Annotated in this window: 16 protein-coding genes; 14 read left to right on the top strand and 2 right to left on the bottom strand. The window is 74.4% G+C overall.

Going from position 1 to position 21,809, the window contains the following annotated elements; translation table 11 throughout:
- Positions 1-131: 131 nt before the first annotated feature.
- Together ACWGKU_RS03065 and ACWGKU_RS03060 are read right to left on the bottom strand one after the other, a co-directional pair.
- Positions 132-1,523, bottom strand: coding sequence for an FtsX-like permease family protein (locus ACWGKU_RS03065; protein WP_452177753.1), 1,392 nt, complete (start codon positions 1,521-1,523; stop codon positions 132-134).
- Positions 1,524-1,528: 5 nt separating this feature from the next.
- On the bottom strand, positions 1,529-2,305 hold the full coding sequence (locus ACWGKU_RS03060) for an ABC transporter ATP-binding protein (protein WP_452177767.1): 777 nt from the start codon (positions 2,303-2,305) through the stop codon (positions 1,529-1,531).
- Positions 2,306-2,650: 345 nt separating this feature from the next.
- Between ACWGKU_RS03060 and ACWGKU_RS03055 the strand changes: the two genes are divergently transcribed.
- The 14 genes from ACWGKU_RS03055 (at position 2,651) to ACWGKU_RS02990 (ending at position 21,795) form a co-directional block, all read left to right on the top strand.
- Positions 2,651-2,812, top strand: coding sequence for a hypothetical protein (locus ACWGKU_RS03055; RefSeq protein WP_452177752.1), 162 nt, complete (start codon positions 2,651-2,653; stop codon positions 2,810-2,812).
- The gene (locus tag ACWGKU_RS03050; RefSeq protein WP_452177751.1) at positions 2,809-3,537 is read left to right on the top strand and encodes a hypothetical protein; all 729 of its coding nucleotides are present in this window, start codon (positions 2,809-2,811) and stop codon (positions 3,535-3,537) included. The genes ACWGKU_RS03055 and ACWGKU_RS03050 overlap by 4 nt, the downstream gene beginning before the upstream one ends.
- 61 nt (positions 3,538-3,598) lie before the next feature.
- Complete coding sequence (locus tag ACWGKU_RS03045) at positions 3,599-4,504, top strand: ketopantoate reductase family protein (protein WP_401055988.1); 906 nt, start codon at positions 3,599-3,601, stop codon at positions 4,502-4,504.
- A gap of 177 nt (positions 4,505-4,681) precedes the next feature.
- Positions 4,682-5,077, top strand: a complete 396-nt coding sequence (locus tag ACWGKU_RS03040; RefSeq protein WP_401055986.1) for a hypothetical protein — start codon at positions 4,682-4,684, stop codon at positions 5,075-5,077.
- 617 nt (positions 5,078-5,694) lie between these two features.
- The gene (locus ACWGKU_RS03035) at positions 5,695-7,440 is read left to right on the top strand and encodes a peptidoglycan-binding protein (RefSeq protein ID WP_452177750.1); all 1,746 of its coding nucleotides are present in this window, start codon (positions 5,695-5,697) and stop codon (positions 7,438-7,440) included.
- A gap of 19 nt (positions 7,441-7,459) precedes the next feature.
- A complete protein-coding gene (locus ACWGKU_RS03030; protein ID WP_452177749.1) occupies positions 7,460-7,900 on the top strand; it encodes a hypothetical protein in 441 nt (146 codons plus the stop codon).
- A gap of 186 nt (positions 7,901-8,086) precedes the next feature.
- Positions 8,087-9,934, top strand: coding sequence for a phage tail sheath family protein (locus ACWGKU_RS03025; RefSeq protein ID WP_401046437.1), 1,848 nt, complete (start codon positions 8,087-8,089; stop codon positions 9,932-9,934).
- Positions 9,935-9,941: 7 nt separating this feature from the next.
- Complete coding sequence (locus ACWGKU_RS03020; RefSeq protein ID WP_049649365.1) at positions 9,942-10,466, top strand: phage tail protein; 525 nt, start codon at positions 9,942-9,944, stop codon at positions 10,464-10,466.
- An 11-nt stretch (positions 10,467-10,477) separates the two neighbouring features.
- Entirely contained in the window at positions 10,478-11,209 is a 732-nt protein-coding gene (locus ACWGKU_RS03015) for a hypothetical protein (protein WP_401046441.1), read from the top strand.
- A complete protein-coding gene (locus ACWGKU_RS03010; RefSeq protein ID WP_452177748.1) occupies positions 11,202-11,900 on the top strand; it encodes a hypothetical protein in 699 nt (232 codons plus the stop codon). The genes ACWGKU_RS03015 and ACWGKU_RS03010 overlap by 8 nt, the downstream gene beginning before the upstream one ends.
- Before the next feature lie 37 nt (positions 11,901-11,937).
- A complete protein-coding gene (locus tag ACWGKU_RS03005) occupies positions 11,938-13,206 on the top strand; it encodes a DUF4255 domain-containing protein (RefSeq protein WP_401046445.1) in 1,269 nt (422 codons plus the stop codon).
- A 20-nt stretch (positions 13,207-13,226) separates the two neighbouring features.
- Positions 13,227-15,206, top strand: a complete 1,980-nt coding sequence (locus ACWGKU_RS03000) for an ATP-binding protein (protein WP_452177747.1) — start codon at positions 13,227-13,229, stop codon at positions 15,204-15,206.
- Entirely contained in the window at positions 15,197-15,577 is a 381-nt protein-coding gene (locus ACWGKU_RS02995; protein ID WP_401046451.1) for a hypothetical protein, read from the top strand. Before ACWGKU_RS03000 ends, ACWGKU_RS02995 begins: the two co-directional genes overlap by 10 nt.
- Positions 15,574-21,795, top strand: coding sequence for an eCIS core domain-containing protein (locus ACWGKU_RS02990; RefSeq protein WP_452191324.1), 6,222 nt, complete (start codon positions 15,574-15,576; stop codon positions 21,793-21,795). Before ACWGKU_RS02995 ends, ACWGKU_RS02990 begins: the two co-directional genes overlap by 4 nt.
- Positions 21,796-21,809: the final 14 nt, after the last annotated feature.

Below are 21,809 nucleotides of genomic sequence, written 5' to 3'. Positions count from 1 at the left end.
GCCTCCAGCATCCACCAGGTATCCGGAGCCACCGCACCCACCTGCCCCTCCGTCCGGGCGGCCCCGCGAACCACCACGGCACCGACCCGGCGGCCCGCCCACCGTCGACGCCCGCCTGGGCCTCCCTCGTCTCACCGCCGTTCCCCGCCCGTCGACGCCACCGCCGGGCCGCCGACCACCCACAGCCCCGTGCCCACGATCCCGGGTACCGTGAGCACCGCTGCTCCCAGCACCACCCGGGCGCAGGCCGCGCCCGGCACCACCGGGACCACCGAGCCCGTCACCGCCAGGCTGAACGCCCCCGAGGCCGCGGCCGCCACCGCCGCACCGAGCAGCACCCCGATCGCCGTGGTCAGGGCCGCCTCCACGGAGAGCATCCGCAACAGCTGCCGCCGCGTCGCCCCGACCAGGCGCAGCAGCGCGAACTCCCGGCGCCGCTCGGCGGTCAGCGCCACCAGGGTGTTGACCGTGGAGACCGCCGCGAAGCAGACCAGCAGTCCGAGCTCCATCTCGCGCAGCCAGATGTCGCTCTCCTTGGTGACGCTGGTCGCGGCACCCGTCGCCCGGGCCACGTGCTCCGCGGTGCTGGTCAGGGTCAGCATGGTGCCACAGAGCCCGACCAGCAGCGCGACCGGCACCACGGCCGAGGAGAGCCGGGCCGCGTAGCCGCGGAGGTTGGCGTCCGCCAGCCAGCCGGCCCTGGGCACGAGCGCCCGCGCCGGGGCGCCGAGCACGACCGCCAGGCCCTTCGCCGCCACCGGCCCCAGCAGTCCGACCGCGATCAGCAACACCAGCGAGCCGAGCAGCGCGGCCTGCCCCGCCTTGTCCAGCTCTCCGGCCGGCCGGCTCGCGGCCAGTCGCAGCAGCAACCCGCCGCCGGCGAGCACGGCCACCCCGGCGAGCACCCGCAGCGCGCCCGTCCGCCGTGGCCCGCCCGCGCCCTCGGTCAGCGCGACGGCCGGGGCGGGCCGGGTGATCCGGCGGGCCGTGACCGCGGTGGCCGCCAGGCCGACCAGCAGGGCCACCCCGAGCCCGACCAGCGCCGGTACCGGCGCCCCGGGTATGCGGAGCCCGGGTGCCGCCATGTCGCGCCGCTGGAGCGCGGCGAGGAAGGCCCGGGCCGCGAGGAAGCCCGCCAGGCCGCCCGGCACGGCCACCAGCAGGGCCGTCGCCACCACCTGCGCGCGCACCACCCGGCGGACCTGACGGGGCGTCGCCGCGACGGTGCGCAGCAGCGCCAGCTCCCGGTGCTGCTGGCGCAGCGTGAAGCCGAGCGCGTTGACCACGACGAACAGCGCGACCAGGACGGCGATCTCGCCGAACGCGCCGGCGATCAGCACCAGGCCCGGCCCGGACACCGTCGTCCGGGACACCGCGGCCGGTGCCGTGACCTGCGCGGCGACCAGCGACCCGAACAACGTCACCGCCGCCACCGCCAGGAACAGCGCCGTTCCCAGCCCGGCGAAGGAGGCCGGGCGGCGGCGGATCTGCCCCGCCGAGAGGCTCAGCACGGGACTGCTCACGGCGCTCACCCGCCCAACCGGCTCAGCCGCTCGCCGACCTGCGCGGCCGTCGGCCTGATCAGCTCGTCCACCAGCAGGCCGTCGGCGAGCAGCAGCACCCGGTCCGCGTACCCGGCGGCGACCGGGTCGTGGGTGACCATCACACAGGTCTGTCCGTCGACGTCGACGCCCGCGCGCAGCAGGCCGAGGACCTCCTGCCCGGTGGCGCGGTCCAGTGCGCCGGTCGGCTCGTCGGCGAACAGCACCTCCGGCCGGGAGACCAGGGCCCGGGCTATCGCCACCCGCTGCTGCTGACCGCCCGACAGCTGCCCTGGCCGGTGCCGCTCGCGCCCGGCCAGCCCGACCCGGGCCAGCGCCTCCCGCACCGCGCCCCGCTCCGGCGGCCGCCCGGCCAGCCGCCCGGCCAGCCGCCCGGGCAGCTCGACGTTCTGCGCGACCGTCATCGCGGGCATCAGGTTGAAGGCCTGGAACACGAACCCCACCCGGGTGCGGCGCAGCTCCGCGAGCCGCCGTTCGGGCAGCCCGGACACCTCGGTGTCGCCCCACCGCACGGTGCCCCTGGTCGGGCGGTCCATCCCGGCCAGGCAGTGCAGCAGGGTGGTCTTGCCGGATCCCGACGGCCCCATCACCGCCGTGAACGTCCCCGGCGCGAAGCCCACCGACACCCCGCGCAGCGCCCGCACGGCCGCCGCGCCGCGCCCGTACTCCCGGTGCAGCCCGACCGCGCTCAGGGCCGCGCCCGTCATCCCGTCGTTCGCCGCCGTGGTGGCGGCTGTCGTCATCCCGTTCATGCCCTCCATCGTGGGCGTCCGGGGCCGGGAGATCGATTGTGCTGGCACCCGAATCCGGGGTTCGGAAAACCGAACCCCGCAGGTGGTGCTACGCCCCTCGGGCCGGTCGCGGCACTGCCGTGGCCGGCTCCGGAGCGCTCCCGCCCGGTGGCCGTCCCCGTGCTGCGGCGCGGTCGGCGGCCCGAACGGTTCGCCCGCGACCGCCGCCCGCGGGCGGTCCCGCGGGGCGGGGACGGAGGCCCCGGCGGGCCCCGCCACGGCCTGGCGCACCCTCCCCCGCCCACCTGTCCCCACCCCGCCTCCCGTCGACTCCGCCCGACGGGGAATCATGATCCGGTGACCATCGACCTGCTGACCGGCCGCGGCGTCCGGCTGCCCGCCCCGGGCCGCGAGCCGCACCGGAAGGAGCCGTTCTCCTCCGGCTCCCTCCCCCGCTCCGCCCCCGCAGAGCACGACGCACCGACCGAGCACGACGCACCCACCGAGGCCGCCGCATGATCCCCCTCCCGACCGGCACCGCCACCGGTCCGCACGACGCCGCCTACCTGCCCCGCCGCCGGCTGTCCCCGCGCCCGACCGAGCGACCGATCACCGCACCGGTCCCCAAGCTCGGCGGCGAGCCGTGCTGGCTGGCCGAGCCCACCTGGCCGCTCGCCCCCACCACCGGCGAACCGCTGGTGTTCATCGGGCAGTTCCCCGTCCCGGGCGAGCCGGGCCGGCTGGCGTACCTCTTCCTGGAGGAGGAGGACGAGATCATGGGCGGCCTCGACCCGGAGCGGGGCGACGGCCTGCTGCTCGTCCAGCCGGGCGGGCGCATCCCGCCGTTCGCCGTGATCGGCCCGCCCGGCACCCGGGGCCGTACGCTCTGGCGCTGCGAAGCCGACGGCGAGCGGACCCCGGTCGAGTACCACCTGGACGTGGTGCCGCTGTCGGACGACGTCGACCGGGCGATGGACCAGCGGGCCGCCTTCCAGCGGCACCTGCGCGACGAAGGCCCCGAGGTGCCCTTCCCGGACGGCGACCACGTGTACGACCATCTCGGCGGAGACCCGTCCTACGCGAACGGCCGGGCCCGGGTCCCGGCGCCCTGGCAGTACCTCTTCGCCCTCGCGGACGCCCCGGACGAGGGCGATCCGTACTTCCTCGACTTCGGTTACGGCAACGGCTTCGGCTTCCTCAGCCCGGACGGCCTGGAGGGCCGGTTCTGCTGGGAGGGGTCGTAGCCGGGCCCGCCCCTCCGCGTCGCCCTCCCTCACCCACCCACCCCCACCCACGGGAGTCACCATGACCACCACCCCTCTGACCGTCGCCGTCCTCGGGCCGGGCGGCGTCGGCGGACTGATCGCCGGGCTGCTCGCCCGCGACGGCCACCGGGTCGTCTGCCTGGCCGGCGAGGAGACCGCGGCCGCCGTCCGGCGGGACGGACTGCACGTCCGCAGCGGCCGGTTCGGCGAGTTCACCGCCCGGGTCGAGGCCGCGACCGAGCTGCGCGAGCCGGTCGACGCGGTCTTCGTGACGGTCAAGGAGACGGCGCTGGCCGCCGCCCTCGACCGGATGCCCCCGGAGGTGCTCGGCACCGGGATCGTGGTGCCGCTGCTGAACGGCCTGGACCACATGGCGCTGCTGCGCGAACGCTACCCGGCCGGGCGCGTGGTGGCCGGCACGATCCGGGTCGAGGCCACCCGGACGGCGCCCGGGAGGATCGAGCACACCAGTCCGTTCGCCGCCGTCGAGCTCGGCGCGACCGCCGAACCGGCCTCCCCCGTGGCCGGGTTCGCCGAACGGCTGCGCCACACCGGGCTGGACGTCACGCTGCGCGAGGACGAGACGGCGATGCTGTGGGGCAAGCTCTCCTTCCTCGCCCCGTTCGCCCTGCTCACCACCCGCCACGCGAGCGGGATCGGCGCCGTGCGCACCGAGCACCGGGCCGAACTCCTCGCGGTGCTGGACGAGATCACCGCCGTCACCCGGGCGGTCGGCGCGCCGGCGGACGCGCAGGCGCTGCTCACCTCCTTCGACCGCCTCCCCGCGGCGATGAAGTCCTCGATGCAGCGCGACGTGGAGGCCGGCCGGGCGACCGAGCTGGACGCCATCGGCGGCGCCGTGCTGCGGGCGGCCGACGCCCACGCCGTGGCCGCCCCGACCATCGCCCGCCTGGTGCGCGAACTGTCCGGGTCCGCCAACCGCTAGGGCCGGGACAGGCGTTCACTCCACGCACGGCGCCCGTGGGGTGAACGCCCGCACGTCTTCGCTCACATGATGGAACATCATCTTCCGGGGCGGGCAAAGACTTTCCCAACGGTTCACCCGGTCTTCCGGAACCTCCGCACGGCGGAACGGCGTTGATACGGCGGGAGGGATAGAGACATGACAAGGAAGCCGTACCGATTGGCCGCCACCACGCTCGCGCTGCTCCTCGCGGCCCCACTGTTCACCGCCTGCGACGCCGACAAGGCCCTGGACTGCGGAAAGCGGGCGATCAGCCTCACCGGCGACGTCCAGGACCTCGCCGATTCGGCGATCAACGTGGGGCAGATCACCGACGAGAACCGCCGCAACCACACCGTCGAGGCCTTGCGGAAGGTCGCCGACGACGCCAAGAGGATCCGCCAGGACGGCGGGGACAAGATCGACCCCGCGGCCGACCGGCTGGCCAAGGCCGTCAACGACGCGATCGACCGGGTCTCCAAGGGCAAACAGCCCGACTTCAAGCCGATCACCGACGCCGCCGGCGACATCGGGAAGGCCTGCGCCGACTCCTGACGCGCCGGCGCGCTTCCCGGTTCCCGCACCGCCCGCCGCCCGCTCCACCGGCTCCCGGCCCGGCACACAGCCCGGCCGGGAGCGCGATGGGCCTGCAGGCCGTCGCGGACCCTGCCGCATCGTTCACGAGCGCCGGTCACCCGCGCCGCTGCCACGGCACGCGCAGGGCTCACCCGTTGACGGGACAGGGCAGCCAGGGCCGCCCTGCACCCGCTCCCACCCCGGCCCGCCCGACCACGTCCTCGACCCGCGGCAGGCCGCCCGCCGCGACCCCGGCCGCGCCGACCGACGCCCCGGCGCCGGAGCACATCCGCTCGGCGGTACCCGTTCGGGGCGCCGCCTCGGCCGGCCCGACCACGCCCCCCCGACCACCGGACGGGCCCCTCCGAACACCCTCGCGTCGGCGTGTCGTCCGGCAAATGTGCCCGTGGCACAGGTCTGCTGAACGGGCCACTCGCAGGAGGCCCGCAGAATCAACAGAACACCTTCAAATCAAGGGAGTTGACGCTCAGTCAGTTGTCATGTGGAGTGAACATGACGCTCTGGCCGGCGTCGGCGCCCCGGGGGATGGGGCCGGTCGGCCGTGGCTGCCATCGGCGCAAAGGGGGAGCATCCTGATGGCATACGCGAAGGGTTATGACGTCTCCGACTTCCAGTCGGGCATCCCGGGGGACGCGGAATTCGTCTTCATCAAGGCCACCGAAGGCGGCCACACCGGCCAGTCGGGGTACACCGACAAGCTCGCGGACGCCCGGGGGCGCGGGCTGGTGGTCGGGCACTACCACTTCCTGCACGCGGAGAACCCGGTCGACGGTGAGGTGGAGCACTTCTGCCGGGTCGTGGGGCAAGTGCCCGCGGGCGAGCTGCTGGTGCTGGACTTCGAGCCGTACGGACAGTCGGTCGGCGACGGCGACGCGACCGAGGCGAAGAACCGGTGGCTGGCGGCGGTCAAGCAGCGTTACCCGGACCGCCTGGTCGGGCTCTACACCAACCGGGACTACTGGTTCCGGACGGACGACAACGCCGGTGACTTCCTGTGGATAGCGGACTACGTGCCCGCGGGTTCGCCGCGGATCCAGGCGTCCTGGCGCTTCCACCAGTACAGCGACGACCCGCTCGACGCGGACGTGTTCAACGGCTCGCTGGACGAGTTGCGGGCGTGGGCCGGCGCCGGCCGGACCCCGGACCCCGAGCCTCCCGCGCCGACCCCGACCCCGGGGCCGCAGCCGCCCGACTGGCCGGGGCTCCAGCTGGTGCCCCGGGACCAGTGGGGCGCGCGGCCCTGGCGCGAGCCCAACGGTTCGATCCCGTACGCCGGTCCGCGCGCCGGAGTGAAGGTGCACTATCTCGGCACGGCGTACACCTTCGACAGCCACGACACCTGCCCGGCCTACGTACGGCGCCTCCAGGCCTCGCACATGGACGACGACGGCTGGTCGGACATCGGCTACAGCTTCGTGGTCTGCGAGCACGGCCACGTGTTCGAGGGCCGCGGGCTGAACCGGCGCAACAGCGCCAACGGCGATGTCCCGCTCAACGAGGCGCACTACGCGGTGTGCGGGCTGGTCGGCGCCTCCGGCTCGACCGTGCCCACCCCGGACCAGCTCAACGGGCTGCGGGACGCGATCGAGTACTGCGAGCAGCAGGGCCCGGCGGGCCCGGAGATCAAGGGGCACCAGGACGGCTACTCGACCGACTGTCCCGGCCCGGCGCTGTACGCCTGGGTGACGTCGGGTGCGCCGCGCCCCTCCGGCACGGTGGTCACCCCGCCCCAACAGCCCGCGCCCCAGCCGGACCCGACCCCGGAGCCGACCCCGGCCCGGTACCAGAACAGCGTCGGCGGCCTGCCGTACGGCTACGGCGCGCACGGTCCGCAGGTCACCCTCGTCGGCGAGGCGCTGGTGGCGGCGGACTTCGGCTCGCACTACAGCCAGGGCCCCGGCCCGGCCTGGACCGACGCCGACACCCTCAACTACGCCGACTTCCAGCGCGGTCTGGGCTACTCCGGCGGGGACGCGGACGGCGTGCCCGGCGAGGCCTCGCTGCGCCGGCTGCTCGGCGGGGCCGTCCCGCTCGCCGAGGTGTCGAAGTCGAGGGTGGTCGCGGCGGCTCGCCAGGACCCGGACGCGGCCCAGGGCGCCACCACGTACCCGGACGACGTGTACACGGTGGAGCGGGCGCTCGTCGCCGAGGGGCTGCTCGACCGGCAGTGGGCCGACGGCTCGTTCGGCACGAAGACCGTCGACGCCTACGCCGAGTTGCAGCGCCGGTACGGGTACGGCGGGCAGCAGGCGGACGGCATACCCGGCATCAACTCGCTGACCCGGCTCGGCCAGGCGCACGGCTTCACCGTCGTCGGCTGACACCGGCCGAGGAGGACAGATGTACCAACTCGCCCTGTCGCTGTGGCGCACGTGCGTGCCCTACATCGTCGCGTTCCTCGTGGTGCAGGCCGCGCGGCTCGGCATCCACCTGGACAACGCCTCCGTCACCTCCGCCCTGGTCACCGGCTTCGGTACGGTCTACTACGCCGCGTTCCGGTTCCTGGAGCACCGGTTCGGCGCGAGCTGGGGCTGGTTCCTGGGGGCCGCCCGGCCGCCGTCCTACCAGCCGCCGGTCCCCGCGCCCACACCCGCACCCGCACCCGCACCTGCCGCACCCGCACCTGCGCCCGCCGCACCTACGCCTGCGCCGTCCGCACCCGCACCCACGCCGGCACCGGCGCCGGAGCCGGAGCCCGCGCCCGCGCCCGCGCCCGCAACGACGCCGCCGGACCCCACGCCGGCCCGACCCGACTACCGGAACCTGCCCGAAGGCGGCTGACGGGCACCCGCACAAGGGTTGCGGACCACCATATTCCGCAACCCCGAAATCAGGCCCAGTAATACAATTAGCCTTTCACGTTCAGGCCTTGACGAATTGTCACCTGAATCTGAGACTGAGCCTGCCACCAATGCATCCGGATCCCATTCAACGGCCTCTTGATGCACGAAGTGAACGGAGGGGGAATTGCCGACGACACCGACCTACCCGGGCGTCTACATCGAAGAGCTTCCCAGCGGCGTCCGTACCATCACCGCGGTGAGCACCTCGGTGACCGCCTTCGTCGGGGCCACCCGGCGCGGCCCGCTCGACCAGCCGGTCACCATCACCAGCTTCGCGGACTTCGAACGCCGTTTCGGCGGACTCGCGGGTCAGAGCCCGGTCAGCTACGCCGTCCAGCAGTTCTTCCTCAACGGGGGCTCGGTCGGGGTCGTGGTCCGGGTCGCGGCGGCCGGCACCGGCGCCGCCGCGGGCGTCACGCTCAACTCGACGCAGTCCTCCACCGCCACCCCGGCCCTGGAGGTCACGGCCGTCGAGCCGGGACTCTGGGGCGGGGGGCTGCGGGTCGCCGTGGACTACCGGACGCCGACCCCGGCCGAGACCTTCAACCTCCAGGTCTTCGACACCTCCGGCGCCGTCCGGGAGTCCTTCGCGGACCTGTCGGTCCGGGCCGCCAGCCCCCGGTTCGCCGAGACGGTGGTGAACAGCGGCTCGGGCGTCGTCCGGGCGAAGGTCCTGGCGGAGAGCCGACCGGACCCGGTGGGCACCGTCTCCAAGCCCTTCGCGGCCACGCTGCCGGACCTCACCCACGAGATCCAGGTGAAGATCGCCGACATCTCGCGGACCGTCAAGATCTACGACCCGGCCGCAGACGGCACCGCGCCGACCACCGTCCCCGAACTCGCCCTGCTGCTGGAGCGCAAGCTGCGGGCCCTGCCCGACTCCCCGGGCAAGCGGGCCTTCGCGGGCACCCGGGTGAGCGTGTTCGGGCGGCAGCTCCAGGTCGTCGCCGGCTCCACCGACCCGGCCGACGTGGTGCGCTTCCTCGGTGAGGCCGCCAACAACCTCGGGCTGGAGGGCTCGGTCAACCCGCCGGTCCTCGCCCTCGCCGGCGGCCAGGACGGCGCAGCCCCCGGCATGACCGACCTGATCGGCAGCGAGGCCGGCAAGACCGGCATCCAGGCCCTGCGCGACGTGCCGGACGTCAACCTGCTGGTGCTGCCGGAACTGGCCGGCTACGCCAGCCTGGACGACGCCGTCACGGTCGTCTCGGCCGCCCAGGCACTCTGCGTGGAGCAGCGGATGTTCCTGATCGTCGACTCGCCGCAGGCGTGGACGACACTGGACGCCGCCCGGGCGGGCCTGTCCGCCTTCGACTCGGTGCGCAGCGACCACGCCGCGCTGTACTTCCCGCACCTGGAGCTGGTCGACCCGCTCACCGGCCGGCTGCGCAGCTTCCCGCCGTCGGGCACCATCGCCGGCGTGATGGCGCGCACCGACGGCCAGCGGGGCGTGTGGAAGGCACCCGCGGGCACCGAGGCCGGACTGCCCGGGGTGCGCGCGCTGACCGTCCCGCTGACGGACCGGGAGAACGGCCTGCTGAACCCGCTCGCGGTGAACTGCCTTCGGACGTTCCCGGTGGTGGGCCCGGTGGCCTGGGGCGCGCGGACCATGGCGGGCGCCGACGTGCTCAGCTCGCAGTGGAAGTACGTCCCGGTGCGGCGCCTGGCGCTGATGCTGGAGGAGAGCCTCTACCGCGGCACCAAATGGGTCGTGTTCGAGCCCAACGACGAGCGGCTGTGGGCGCAGATCCGGCTGAACGTGGGCGCGTTCCTGCACTCGCTGTTCCAGCAGGGCGCGTTCCAGGGCACGTCGGCGCGCTCGGCCTATTTCGTCAAGTGCGACAAGGACACCACCACCCAGGACGACATCAATCGCGGTGTGGTGAACGTCGTGGTCGGATTCGCGCCACTCAAGCCCGCGGAATTCGTGATCGTCAAGATCGAGCAGCTCGCCGGACAGTTCGAGGTTTAGGATCTCCATGGTCGAGTTCACCGTCAATCCGCACCGGTTCGATCCGTACAAGAATTTCAAGTTCCTGGTCGTCTGGGACGGTCGGGTCGTCGCCGGAATCAGCAAGATCAGCCCGCTCAAGCGCACCACCGAGGTGGTGAAGCACCGCAGCGGGGGCGATCCGAGCGCGCCACGCAAGTCGCCGGGGCGCACCGACTTCGAGGCGGTCACCCTGGAGCGCGGGGTCACTCACGACCCGGAGTTCGACCGCTGGGCCAACAAGGTCTGGATGGTCGGCGCGGGCCGCGGGGCGGAGGTCTCATTGCGGGACTTCCGCAAGGACCTGGTGATCCAGGTGCTCAACGAGGCCGGTCAGGTGGCGGTCGCCCACAAGCTGTACCGCGCCTGGCCGAGTGAGTACCAGGTGCTCGGCGAACTGGACGCCAACGCCAACGCGGTGGCGATCCAGAGCCTCAAGCTGGAAGTGGAGGGCTGGGAGCGGGACGAGGAGACGCCCGAACCGGAAGAGCCCTCGTTCCAGCAGCCGGCCTGAGCGGCCGACCGATGGAACTCGCCGGCGAGGCCGCCCTGTTGGCCGCCTGGGAGGCCGGGCTGGCGGCCGGCCGCACCGGGCGGGCCCTGCTGCTGCACGCCGTCGCCCGTCCGGGCGCCGGGACGGAGGAGCTGCTGGCCGTTCCACTCGGCCATCGGGACGCCGAACTGTACGGCCTGCGCGCCGAGTTGTTCGGCGAACGGCTCAATGTGCGGGTCAGCTGCCCGAGTTGCGCGGAGGAGATGGAGTTCGCCTTCGACTCCGGGGAGGTGGTCGGTGCCGCGCGGCCGGCGGACGGCCCGCTGCGGGTGGAGCTGGACGGCTGGCAGGTCGGCTTCCGGCTGCCCACCCCCGGCGATCTGGCCGCCGCCGAACAGACCCCCGCGGACCAGGCCAGGGCCGTGGTGCTGGAGCGGTGCGTGCTGATCGCCGAGCACGGCGGGGAGCCGGTCGCCGCCCGGCAGCTCCCCGAACCGGTCCAGCGGCGCGTGGCCGAGGCCGCCGCCGCAGCCGACCCCTGCGCCGACGTCCGGCTGCACCTCGGCTGCCCCGAGTGCGGCGAGCAGGCCCTCGCCGAGCTGGACATCGCCTCCTACCTCTGGGAGGAGCTGGACGACTGGGCCCGGGCGACCCTGCTCCATGTCCACCTCCTGGCCACCGCCTACGGCTGGAGCGAGGCGGAGATCCTGGCGCTCAGCCCACTGCGGCGCCGCTACTACCTGGAGCTGTGTGCAGATGCCTGACCACTTCGACCGCCTGGTGGCGAAGGGCGGCCCGGGCAGGGACCGGACCGGGGTACGGGTGCGCCCGCGCCTGCCGGGGCCGTTCGAACGGCTCGACGCGCTCGCTCCGGCGCCGCCGGTCGTGGACGAGGAGTCGTTCGGGCCGGGCCGCTCGGGCGGACGACCCGTTCCCGTGCCACTCCCCCGGCCGCCGGCGACGCCGCCCGCGGCGCCGGTCGAAAGGGCGCTGCGGGCGGTGGTCGGTGAGGACAGGCCGGCTGTCGCACCCGTCCTTCCGCTGCCGCGCACGCCGCTGCTGATCGCGCCGCCGGTCACCCCCGGTGCCGCACCGGCCGTCGAGCCGGCGGTGCGGAGGGAGGCCGCCCGCCCGGCAGCCGTACCGACGCCCGTCACCGCACGACACCTGGCGGCCGCCCCCGAGCCGCCGACCGCGGCACCGCCCGTACCGGCCCGGCCGGCCGCCGCACCGGCGTCCGTACGGCGGGCCGCCGGGGCAGCTGCTCCGGGCCGGGCGCACGGGACCGGGGCCCGACGCCGGCAGCGGCCGATCGAGCGGGTGGTGCGGGTCCAGATCGGGCGGGTCGAGGTCAAGGCCGCCCAGCGCACCCCGGCCGGACCGCCCAAGCCGGCGGCCGCCCGCCCGGGCCCGGCCCTCGACCTGGACAAGTACCTCGACCGGGAGACCTCATGAGCGGGCGGGTGGGGCACATGACCGAGGGGACGAACCCGTGAGCAACCACCTCGCGATCGCCACCGTGAGCGAGGCGCTGCGGCTGCTCATCACCCGAGCGCTCTCGCCCGACATCCCGTTCGCGGTCGAGGTCGGCGCCCGCAAGCCGCCGACCGAGCCGCCCACCGACCCGACCATCACCGTCTTCCTCTATCAGGTCACGGCCAACGCCTCGCTGCGCAACCGCGACGCGCCCACCCGCGCGACGGACGGCACGGTGCTGGCCCGGCCGGCCTCCGCCCTGGACCTGCACTACCTGATCAGCTGTTACGGCGAGGAGTCCCAGCTGGTCGGCCAGCGGCTGCTCGGCTGCGTGGTCCGGGCACTGACCGAACAGCCGGTGCTGTCCCGGCAGTTGATCGAGGAGGCAGCCGCCCAGCCGTACCTGGTGGGGACGGACCTGGCCGCCTCGCCGCAGCGGGTGCGCTTCACGCCCACGACGATGGACGTCGAGGAGCTGTCCAAGCTGTGGAGCACGCTGCTCCAGACGCCGTACGCGCTGTCCGTGACCTACCAGGCCGCCGCCGTCCTCGTGGAGGGCAGGGTCGATCCGGTGGCCGGCAAGCCGGTGCTGCGCCGTACCGTGCGGGCCGTGCCGTCCCGTGGGCCGGTCGTGGAGCGAGTGCTGTCCCGGCCCGCCGGGTCCCCCGGTGCTCCCGGGGAAGGGCCGGTGACCAAGGACCGGGAACTGGTGCTGGAGGGCACCGGCCTGCGCGCCGACCTGGTCGTGGCCCGGCTGGGCGAGCGGCGGGTGCCGGTCGACCCGGGCGGCGTCCGGGACGACCGGCTGGTGGTCGCCGTCCCGGAGGACCTGCCGCCCGGCGTGTACCAGGTGCAGGTCCTGCACGGACTGGCGCTGGACGGCAGGCCCGCCGCCGACCACCTCGCGCTGGAGTCCAACGCGCAGACCTTCGCCCGGCAGCCGCGGATCGTCGGGCCGATCGGCACGGCGGACCGCGGCGACGGACCCTCCGGGGTCTCGGCCCGGCTGGACGTCCGGCTGGACCTGCCGCTCCGGGACGACCAGCAGGTCCTGCTGCTGCTGGACGAGTTGCACCCGCCCGCCGGGCGGCGCGGGGCGAGCCACCAGTTCCGCGCGCCCGCGCCGCCGCAGCCGCGCACCGACCCGTACGAGGTCCGGGTGCCGGTCGTCGGCGTACGCCCGACCGCGTACCTGGCCCGGGTCCAGGTGGACGGGGTGCCCAGCGAGTTGACGGTGTCGAGCGACGGAACGTTCAACGGTCCCGTCGTGGACCTGACGCACTGACCGCAGGACGGGGGATCCGGATGAGCACGCGTCGAAGGCAGGGCCGCGACGGCCCGGCGGACGAGCCGCACCGGCAGGCGCTGTCGGCCGCGGTCGCCGCCGTGCTCGACCGCGTCGACGCGCACGCGGCCGGCCGCGACGCGGGTGACCCCACGTCGTCCGACAAGCCCGCCGGCCGCCGGGGCGGACGGCGGCAGCCCACCACCGCCCTGGACGCGCTCAGCGCCTCCTTCGGGCTCACCCCGTTCGAGCGCGACGTCCTCGTGCTGGCCGCCGCTCCCGTGATCGACCCCACCGCCGCCGCCCGGTGCGCCGCGGCCGGCGGCGACCCCGGGCGCGCTCACCCGACCTTCTCGCTCGCCCTCGCCGCCCTGGACCAGCCGCACTGGAGCGCCCTCACCCCGGTCGGCCCGCTGCGCCGCTTCCGGCTGGTCGAGCTGGACGACGAGACCGCACTCACCGCCTCCCGGCTGCGGATCGACGAGCGGGTGCTGCACTTCCTGGTCGGCGTGCCGTACCTGGACGTGCGGCTGCACGGCCTGCTCACCCGGGTCGGGCCGCCCGGCGAGCTGCCCGAGCCCCACGAGCGGTGCGCGGCCGAGCTGGCCCTGGGGTGGACCGCGGCCGGGCTGACCGGCCCGCCGCACACCGAACTGACCGGCGCCGACCGCCGTACCCGCTGGGAGATCGCGGCGGCGGCGGCCCACCGCGCCGGGCTCGGCCTCTACGCCGCGCACCGCGAGGACCTGCCCACCGAGCCCACCGAGCGCGAGCAGCTCGCCCGGCTGTGGCAGCGGGAGGCGATCCTGATCCCGGCCGCGCTGCTGGTGGAGGGCGGCGAGCCTGGCCGGGAGCACCCGCGGTCCCCGAACGGCACGGAGGCCTTCCTCACGAGCCTGGCGGTGCCGCTGGTCGTCTCCGGCGACGAGCTCCCGGCGGAGGGGGCCTCGGACCGGGCCAGGCTGACCGTACCCGCGCTCGGCCCCGAGGAGCAGCTGGCGATCTGGGCCGCGGAACTGGACGGTGCGCCGGGGGTCACCGAGGGCGAACTCCGCGCGCTGGCCGCGCAGTTCTCACTGCCCGGCCATGTGATCCGCGCGGCCGCGGCGACGGCGCGGCGGGCGGCCGAGGACGGCCGGGACATCAGCCCGCTGGCCTGGCACGCCGGTCTGACGGAGGCCCGGATGTCCCTGGAGGAGCTGGGCCGGCGGGTCGAGCCGCGGGCCGGCTGGGAGGACCTGGTGCTGGAGGAGCGCCAGCGCTCGATCCTGCGCGAGATCGTCGCCCACGTCCGCCGGCGCGGCACGGTCTACCAGGAGTGGGGCTTCGAGTCGGTGCTGCGCCGCGGCCTCGGCGTCACCGCGCTGTTCGCCGGCGGGTCGGGCACCGGGAAGACGCTGGCGGCCGAGGTCGTCGCCGGGCAGCTCGGCGTGGACCTGTTCGTCGTCGACCTCTCCCAGGTCGTCAGCAAGTACATCGGCGAGACCGAGAAGAACCTCCGACGGGTCTTCGACGCGGCCGAACGCGGCGGCGCACTGCTGCTGTTCGACGAGGCCGACGCGCTGTTCGGCAAGCGCAGCGAGATCAAGGACAGCCACGACCGCTACGCCAACCTGGAGGTCAGCTACCTGCTGATGCGGATGGAGGCCTACCGGGGCCTGGCCGTGCTCACCACCAACATGAAGAAGGCGCTGGACCCGGCGTTCATGCGGCGGATCAGGTTCGTGGTCGACTTCCCGTTCCCCGGGGTGCCGGAGCGCGCCGAGATCTGGCGCCGGGTCATCCCCAAGGAGACCCCCAGCCAGGGCCTCGCCCCGGAGCGGCTCGCCCAGCTCACCGTGGCCGGCGGCTCCATCCGCAACATCGCGCTGTCCGCCGCCTTCCTGGCCGCCGACGAGGACTGCCCGATGCAGATGCGGCACCTGCTGGCCGCCGCGCGCACCGAGTACCTGAAGCTGGAGCGCTCGCTGACACCCTCGGAGGTCGGCGGATGGATCTGACCGACGGGGCTGCGACGGGGAGGGACGGCGCCGGGCGGAGCGAGGCCGAGCCCGGTGGCGCCGAACGGGTCGAGCCCGGGCACGGGGGCGCCGGGCGGATCGAGGTCGAGATCGGCGAGCTGGTCCTCGACGGCTTCGCACCCGTCGACCACGACCGGCTGACGGCGGCGTTCCGGAGCGAACTGACCCGCCTGGTCGAGGCGCGCGGCGTGCCGCTCGCGGTCGGCGGCGACCGCACGCTGGACCTGCTCTCCGGGCTGCCGCCGCTCCCGGCCGGCGCCTCACCGCAGCGGCTCGGCGAGGCGCTCGCCCGCGCCGTGCACGCCGGGCTGTCCGGCGGTGGCCGGCCGCCGGGACGGGGGCGGACATGACTCGACCCGCCCTCGCGACCAAGGACTCCGCACCGGACACCGAGCAGGGCTCGGCCCGGCGCAGGACCCGGGCGCCGAAGGCCCGTACACCCGAGCCCAAGGAGATCGTCTCCGGCGCCGGCCAGCCGCTCGACCCGGGCGTGCGCCGGGAGCTGGAGGCGCGGCTCGGGCACGACCTCAGCCGGGTCCGGGTGCACACCGACCGGGACTCCGCCGCGCTGACCGAGCTGATCGGCGCGGACGCCGTCGCCGTCGGCCCGGACCTCTTCTTCGGCGAGGGCAAGTACCGGCCCGCCGCCGAGGACGGCCGGCGGCTGCTCACCCACGAGCTGCTGCACACCGTCCAGGTCCCGAACCCGCTCGGCGCGCTACGGGTCGGCCGCGACCTGGGCGCGGTCAGCCTGCCGCAGGACGCGATCGAGCGGGAGGCGGAGCAGGGCGCGCGCGACGACCGGCCGACGGCGGCGACGCCGGGTGCCACGCCGGGGTGGCTGCGCTACGCGACCGTCGACGCCGACCGGTTCCGCGCCGAGCGGCTCGACCCGGCCACCCTGGTCGACCGGCTGGCGGCCGGCATCCTGCGCTCACTGCGTGGCGACCCGACCGACTCCGCCGGCCGGGTCCGCTGGCAACTCGCGCGCTTCGCCCCCGAGTTGCAGGCCTCCGTGCTGGAGCGCCTGGAGATCCGGCTGCCCTCCTCGGACTACACCCGGGTGCTGGAGCTGGTCGAGGCCGCCGAGCACCGCCCGGCCGACCCGGACGGCGCGCAGACGCCCGAACCGGTCACCGATGCCGCTGACCGGACCACCGACGACCGCGAGCGGACCGACCGGAGGGACCGCGGCGAGCGGGACCGGCAGCGGCAACTCGACGAGGAGGCACGGCAGCCGGACGACCCGAAGGGGCGACGCAGGCGCCGCAAGGGTCACGGTGACGCGGAACGCCCAGAGGAGCGGGGCGAGCAGCAGGACGAACAGCAGGCGCCACCCACGGAGGCCGAGGCCGCGCAGCCGCGGGCCGATCAGGCCCAGCCTCCTGGGCAGGCGAAGCCGTCGACCGTCGAGGCGGCCCCGGACGCGGACTCGGAGCAGTCGCCCGCACCGGTCGAGGAGGCCGCCGCCCAGCCCGTGGCCACCGTCGTACCGGACTCTCCCGAAGCCGGGCAGCCGGACCCCGCCGCCCAGCCCTCGGCCGGCACGAAGCCGCAGGACCCCGCCGCCCGTCCGCTGCCGCAGCCCGCGCCGGTCAAGCCCGAGCGTGTGGACACGGTCGCCCGGGCCGAGGACGGTCCGCCGGCCCGGCACGGGCTGCTGGCGGGAGACCGCGAGAAAGCCGAAACACCGGACCAGGAACGGCCGTTGGGCATGGAGCCCGACGCGGAGTCCGAGGTCCAGGACGGACCGGGCAAGGAGCAGGACCGGCAGCCGGCGTCAGCCGACGCCGGGCCGGAGATCTCGCCCGGGGACTTCCTTCCCTCGTCCGACCTCGACGTGTCGGCCGTCCCGACAGCCGATCGGATCAGCCTGTCACCGGACGGCACTCCGGCCGGGAACGCCGAGGCCCCGGAGTTCCCGGAGCCGCCCGCGACCAAGGCCGACCAGGTGCAGGCCGAGCGGGACGGCCGGCCGGAGGAGGACGCGGAGCCGGCGGCGGCACCCCCGGAACAGGCGCAGCCCGGGGCGGCACCGCCGGCCGCCCCCGAACCGGCCCCCGCCCCCGAGGCCGAGGACCGCAGCGCCCGCGACCTCCAGCCGGAACAGCCGGTCGAGCAGGAGATCGGCCCCGAACCCACCGCGAACCCGGCCGCCCCGGCGCCGGCCGCCGCCGAGCCCGCCCCGGTGGAACCGCGCCAGCCCGACACCCCCGCCGAGGAGGCGCGCGAGGCCGAACCGGCCCCCGAACCGGCCGGCTCGCCCGAGCCGGGCGGCGCGGAGCGCACGGCCGCGCCCACCGCGGCAGGGCCGGTCGGCGGGGACGGCCCGGGCGGTGACGGCGCCGGTCCGGACACCGGCGGGCCCGAAGCGGCACCCGGCGCGGACTCCCCCGGGACCGCCGCCGAGACCGCCCCCGGTCCGGCGGCCGAGCAGGCCGAGGCGCCCGCCGGACTCGCCGGCCAGCCCGCCCCGGACGCCTCCCTGGAGTCCGGCGGCGGCGCCTGCGCGGGCCCGCAGCAGCCCACCACCGAGGCGGAACCGGACGGTGCCGGAGCCGGTGGCTGCGCAGCGGGGGGCGGCGCGGCGGGCGCCCCGGCCCAGCAGGAGCAGAAGCCCGCCCCGCCCGACGTCTCCGGCCAGGACCCGCAGAGCGCGCTCGCCACCGCCGCGAGCCTGCCGCCCGATCGGATGGCCACCACCCTGGACGGCGTGGACGGTTCGGTGGACCGTACGGTCGGCGAGCAGCAGGCCCGGCTGCAGGCCGCCCCGCCGACCGTCCAGCGCCCGTCCGGAGCCCCGCGGACCCAGTCCGGCACGCCCGAGGCCGCGCCGCCCGCCGAGGCGGTGACGGAGCGGCTGGAGCGGGTCGGCCCGCCGGGCGCGGACGGCGAGCAGCAGCGGGCCGAGGAGAAGAAGGTCGAGGGCCGCAACCCCGGCGACCGGGTCGCCCCGCCGCACGTCGCCGACGACCCGGGCAACCAGGTCTCGCCGCAGGAGGTCCAGCAGGCCCAGGTCGCGGTCGACGGCGTGCCCTCGTCCGACCCGGCGCTGAACACCACCGTCGGCCCGGCGCCCAAGGTCGAGCTGACCGGGGAGAGCGACCCGGCGCGCACCGACCGGCAGACCACGAAGCTCAAGGAGAGCTCGACCAGGATCCTCGGCGTCGGCCGGGAGGACGCCGCCAAGCCGATGGGCGAGGACCGGATCTACCCGGACGTGCCGAAGGAGACCCTCACCGCCTCCGTCCCCGGGGGCGGCCACAGGCGCGGGGGCGCCGGTGCGCGCGGCGCGACCGACACCAAGCCGGGCATCGGCATCGTCACCCAGCAGGAACGCGGCCCGCAGATCCAGGCCGCGGTCGGCCAGGGGCAGGGTCAACTGGGCTCCGCCCGGGCCGAGCAGAAGCAGGGCGAGGCCGAGGCACGGCGGCAGAACCAGGCCGAGACCGACCAGGCGGTGGCCGACAACGCCGAGGCCCAGGCCGGCGAGCGGGGCGAGGCCGCGGAGAGGGTCCGGGCCGAGCGCGAGCAGTGGCGCACCGAGCAGGACCGGAAGGTCTCCACCGCGGACCAGGACTCCGCCGCGGAGCACCAGGACAAGACCGAACAGATCGGCAGGAAGCGCACCGAGGCCGACAAGGACGTCCAGGACCGTCAGCAGCAGGACAACCAGAAGATCCAGGACAAGCGGAAGGAGGCCGAGGAGAAGGCCCAGAAGGAGAAGGACCGCAAGAAGGAGGAGTCCGAGGGCTGGTGGGGCTGGGTCAAGTCCAAGGTCAAGGCGGCCTTCGACGCGCTGGTCGAGGCGGTCACCAAGGTCTTCGACTTCTTCCGCGGCCTGATCAACGACATCATCGACGGCTTCCGGAAGTTCGCGAACTGGGCGATCGACCAGGCGCGGAAGTTCGCCGTCGACCTGATCAACAAGCTCGCGGACGCGCTGATCAAGATCTGCGACGTGCTGCTGGCGGCCTTCCCCGAACTGCGGGACAGGTTCCGCAAGAAGATCGAGGAGTGGCGCGACAAGGCCGTCGCCAAGGTCAACGAGTGGGCGGACAGGCTCAAGAACGCCGTCAACAAGCTGCTCGACCTGCTGGCGGCCGGGCTGAACGCGCTGCTCAACGCGCTGGAGGCGGGACTCAAGGCCGCGATCGAGGCGGTCCGCAAGACCGTCATGGACGCCATCGACTTCGTGCAGAAGGCGATCGCGGTCTTCGGCGAGTTCGCGGTCCTGATCGGCGACATCGCCTCCGACCCGGGCGGCTGGCTGAAGAAGCTCGGCAGCGCCGCGATCGACGGCATCCAGCACTACCTGTGGGGTGCGATCAAGAGCGCGGTCAAGCAGTGGTTCAACGAGAAGGTCGAGTCGGTGGTCGGCCTGACCTCCACCATCGTCAACGTGCTGGTCAAGGGCTGCATCTCGATGGCCCAGATCGGGCGGATGGCCTGGCAGGCGATCGTCGCCTCGCTGCCCGGGATGATCGTCTCGATCGTGATCGAGAAGCTGGTGTCACTGATCGTGCCGGCGGCGGGCGCGATCATGGCGATCATCCAGGGGCTGGTGGCGGCGTGGAACACCATCAGCAAGATCGTCGCCGCGATCGGGAAGTTCGTCACCTTTCTCAAAGCGGTCAAGTCCGGTTCGGCCGCCTGCCTGTTCGCCGACGCGGTCGCGGCGGGCGTGGTCGCGCTGCTGGACTTCATCTCCAACTTCCTGCTCAGCAAGCTCAAGGGAGCCGGCAAGGCGGTCGGGACCAAACTCAAGGGGATCGCGCAGAAGATCCTCAAGGGCCTGGCGAGGGCCGGCCGGGGCGCCCGCAAGGCGGCCGGCCGGGCCGTCAACAAGGCCCGGGCGGGCCTGCGCCGGGCCACCCGGTCCCTGCGCAAGCGGCCCTCCCCCGGCCGCACCCGCTCCGCGCGAACGGGCCCCGCCCGGCAGACCGTCCGCCACGCGGAGCGCCACCCGTCGACCACCTCCGGACTCCCCCGCCGCGAGGTCACCCGCCCGAAGCCCGCCTCCCGCCGCCACCCCACCTCCCCCGTCGGACGCGCCCTCAACGCCTCCCGCCAGACCGTCAAGGCCGCCCTCAACCGGGTGCGGACGGCCGCGCGCACCCTCGGCCGCAAGCTCCTCGACAGCACGTTGGGCCGCGCCCTCACCAACGGCGCGCACAGGCTCCGCGACGCCTACCGCAAGCAGCGCGACCGCCTGCGTGCCTGGCACCGGAAGCGCCAGCAGCAACGCGCCCAGCGCCGCGCCCACGAGAACTCGCCGGAGGCGAAGCAGAACCGCCTTGACCTGATCGCCGCCCGCATCCGGCCACGGATCCAGCGCCTGCTCCACCGAGGCGTCCGGGGCCCGGTGCTGCGGGCGCTGCTCGCCGCGATGCGCATGTGGTACCGGCTGTCGAGCCTGGGCATCGAGGGCGACAGGAACTTCGCCGTCACGGCCACCCTCAATCCGCAGGTGAAGCTCACCGACGCGCTCACCCTGGACGAGCGGGACCTGCTGGCGATGCTCGACGAGCTGTCCGCCGAGATCCTGAACCACTCCCGGACCGTCAGCGGTGCGAACCGGATCCACCGGAAGGACGACGATTCCGCGGCGGACCAACGGCGGTTCGGAGTCCCCCAGGGAGTCGGCTTCGCCTCGATGGCCCGGTTCATGAACCATCAGGGCCCGAGCATGGCGGGCTTCGACCACGCGAACGAGAGCGCACACGACGTGTTCGAGTTCGAGGACGGGCCCGACCGGACCCCGGCCGCCGTCACGCACACCGTGCTGCGCGAGACCAACAAGATGCGGAACGCCCAGCAGAAGCGGATAGCGGCCGGTGCCGACAAGGAGGAGCAGGAGAGCCTCCGGGCGGTCGAGAGCGCCCAGCGCCTCCAGCGGGCCGTGATCAAGCGGCAGCACGAGAACGGCCAGGCCGAGGAGCATCTGCGATACCGGGGCCGCAAGAACCGTGCCGGCACGTTCAAGGAGGGCATCGCCGAACGGATCCTCAACGACCCCGACCACAACCGCGAGGTGGTCGAGGGGGTCCGGACGATGGCCGCCGGCGGCCGGGTCGACGGGCAGGTGGGGCGCGACGCCGCGTTCCTCGGCAGCCTGATCATGGGCAAGGAGGTCCACCGGAACGATCGGTCGATCATCCACTCGGGGATGCTGCTGCAGATGGCCGCCGAGGGCAGCCGGGTCTCCGGGGTCGCCCCGACCGCCGACCCGAAGACCAGCCTCCCCGGCCTCCGGGTCCACCGGGGCGAGGCGATGCCCGTCGCCGAGGCGCTGAAGTACCTCCCGATGGAGGGGGGAGGTGCCATGGAGCAGGCCAGGACGCTCGACCGGCAGCGCGCGAAGGAGCGTGAATCGGGTGCGGACACGAGCGAGAAGGCCTTCAACGGAAAGAACATCCAGGGGCTGGCCAACCGTGAAATCCTGGTGATCCAGATGTGGATCAAGTCCCTTGACATCAAGACCGAGAAAGGAAGCGAGATCACCACTCTTGAACAACTCAAGGGCCGGATCCGCGAAAAGCTTTTCCACTTGTACGGACTGAAGTAGCTCCCCGAGGTGAT

Source organism: Kitasatospora sp. NPDC054768 (assembly GCF_053612025.1).
The sequence above is the reverse complement of the archived record's forward strand: the minus strand, read 5'-3'. Positions and strand labels throughout refer to the sequence as shown.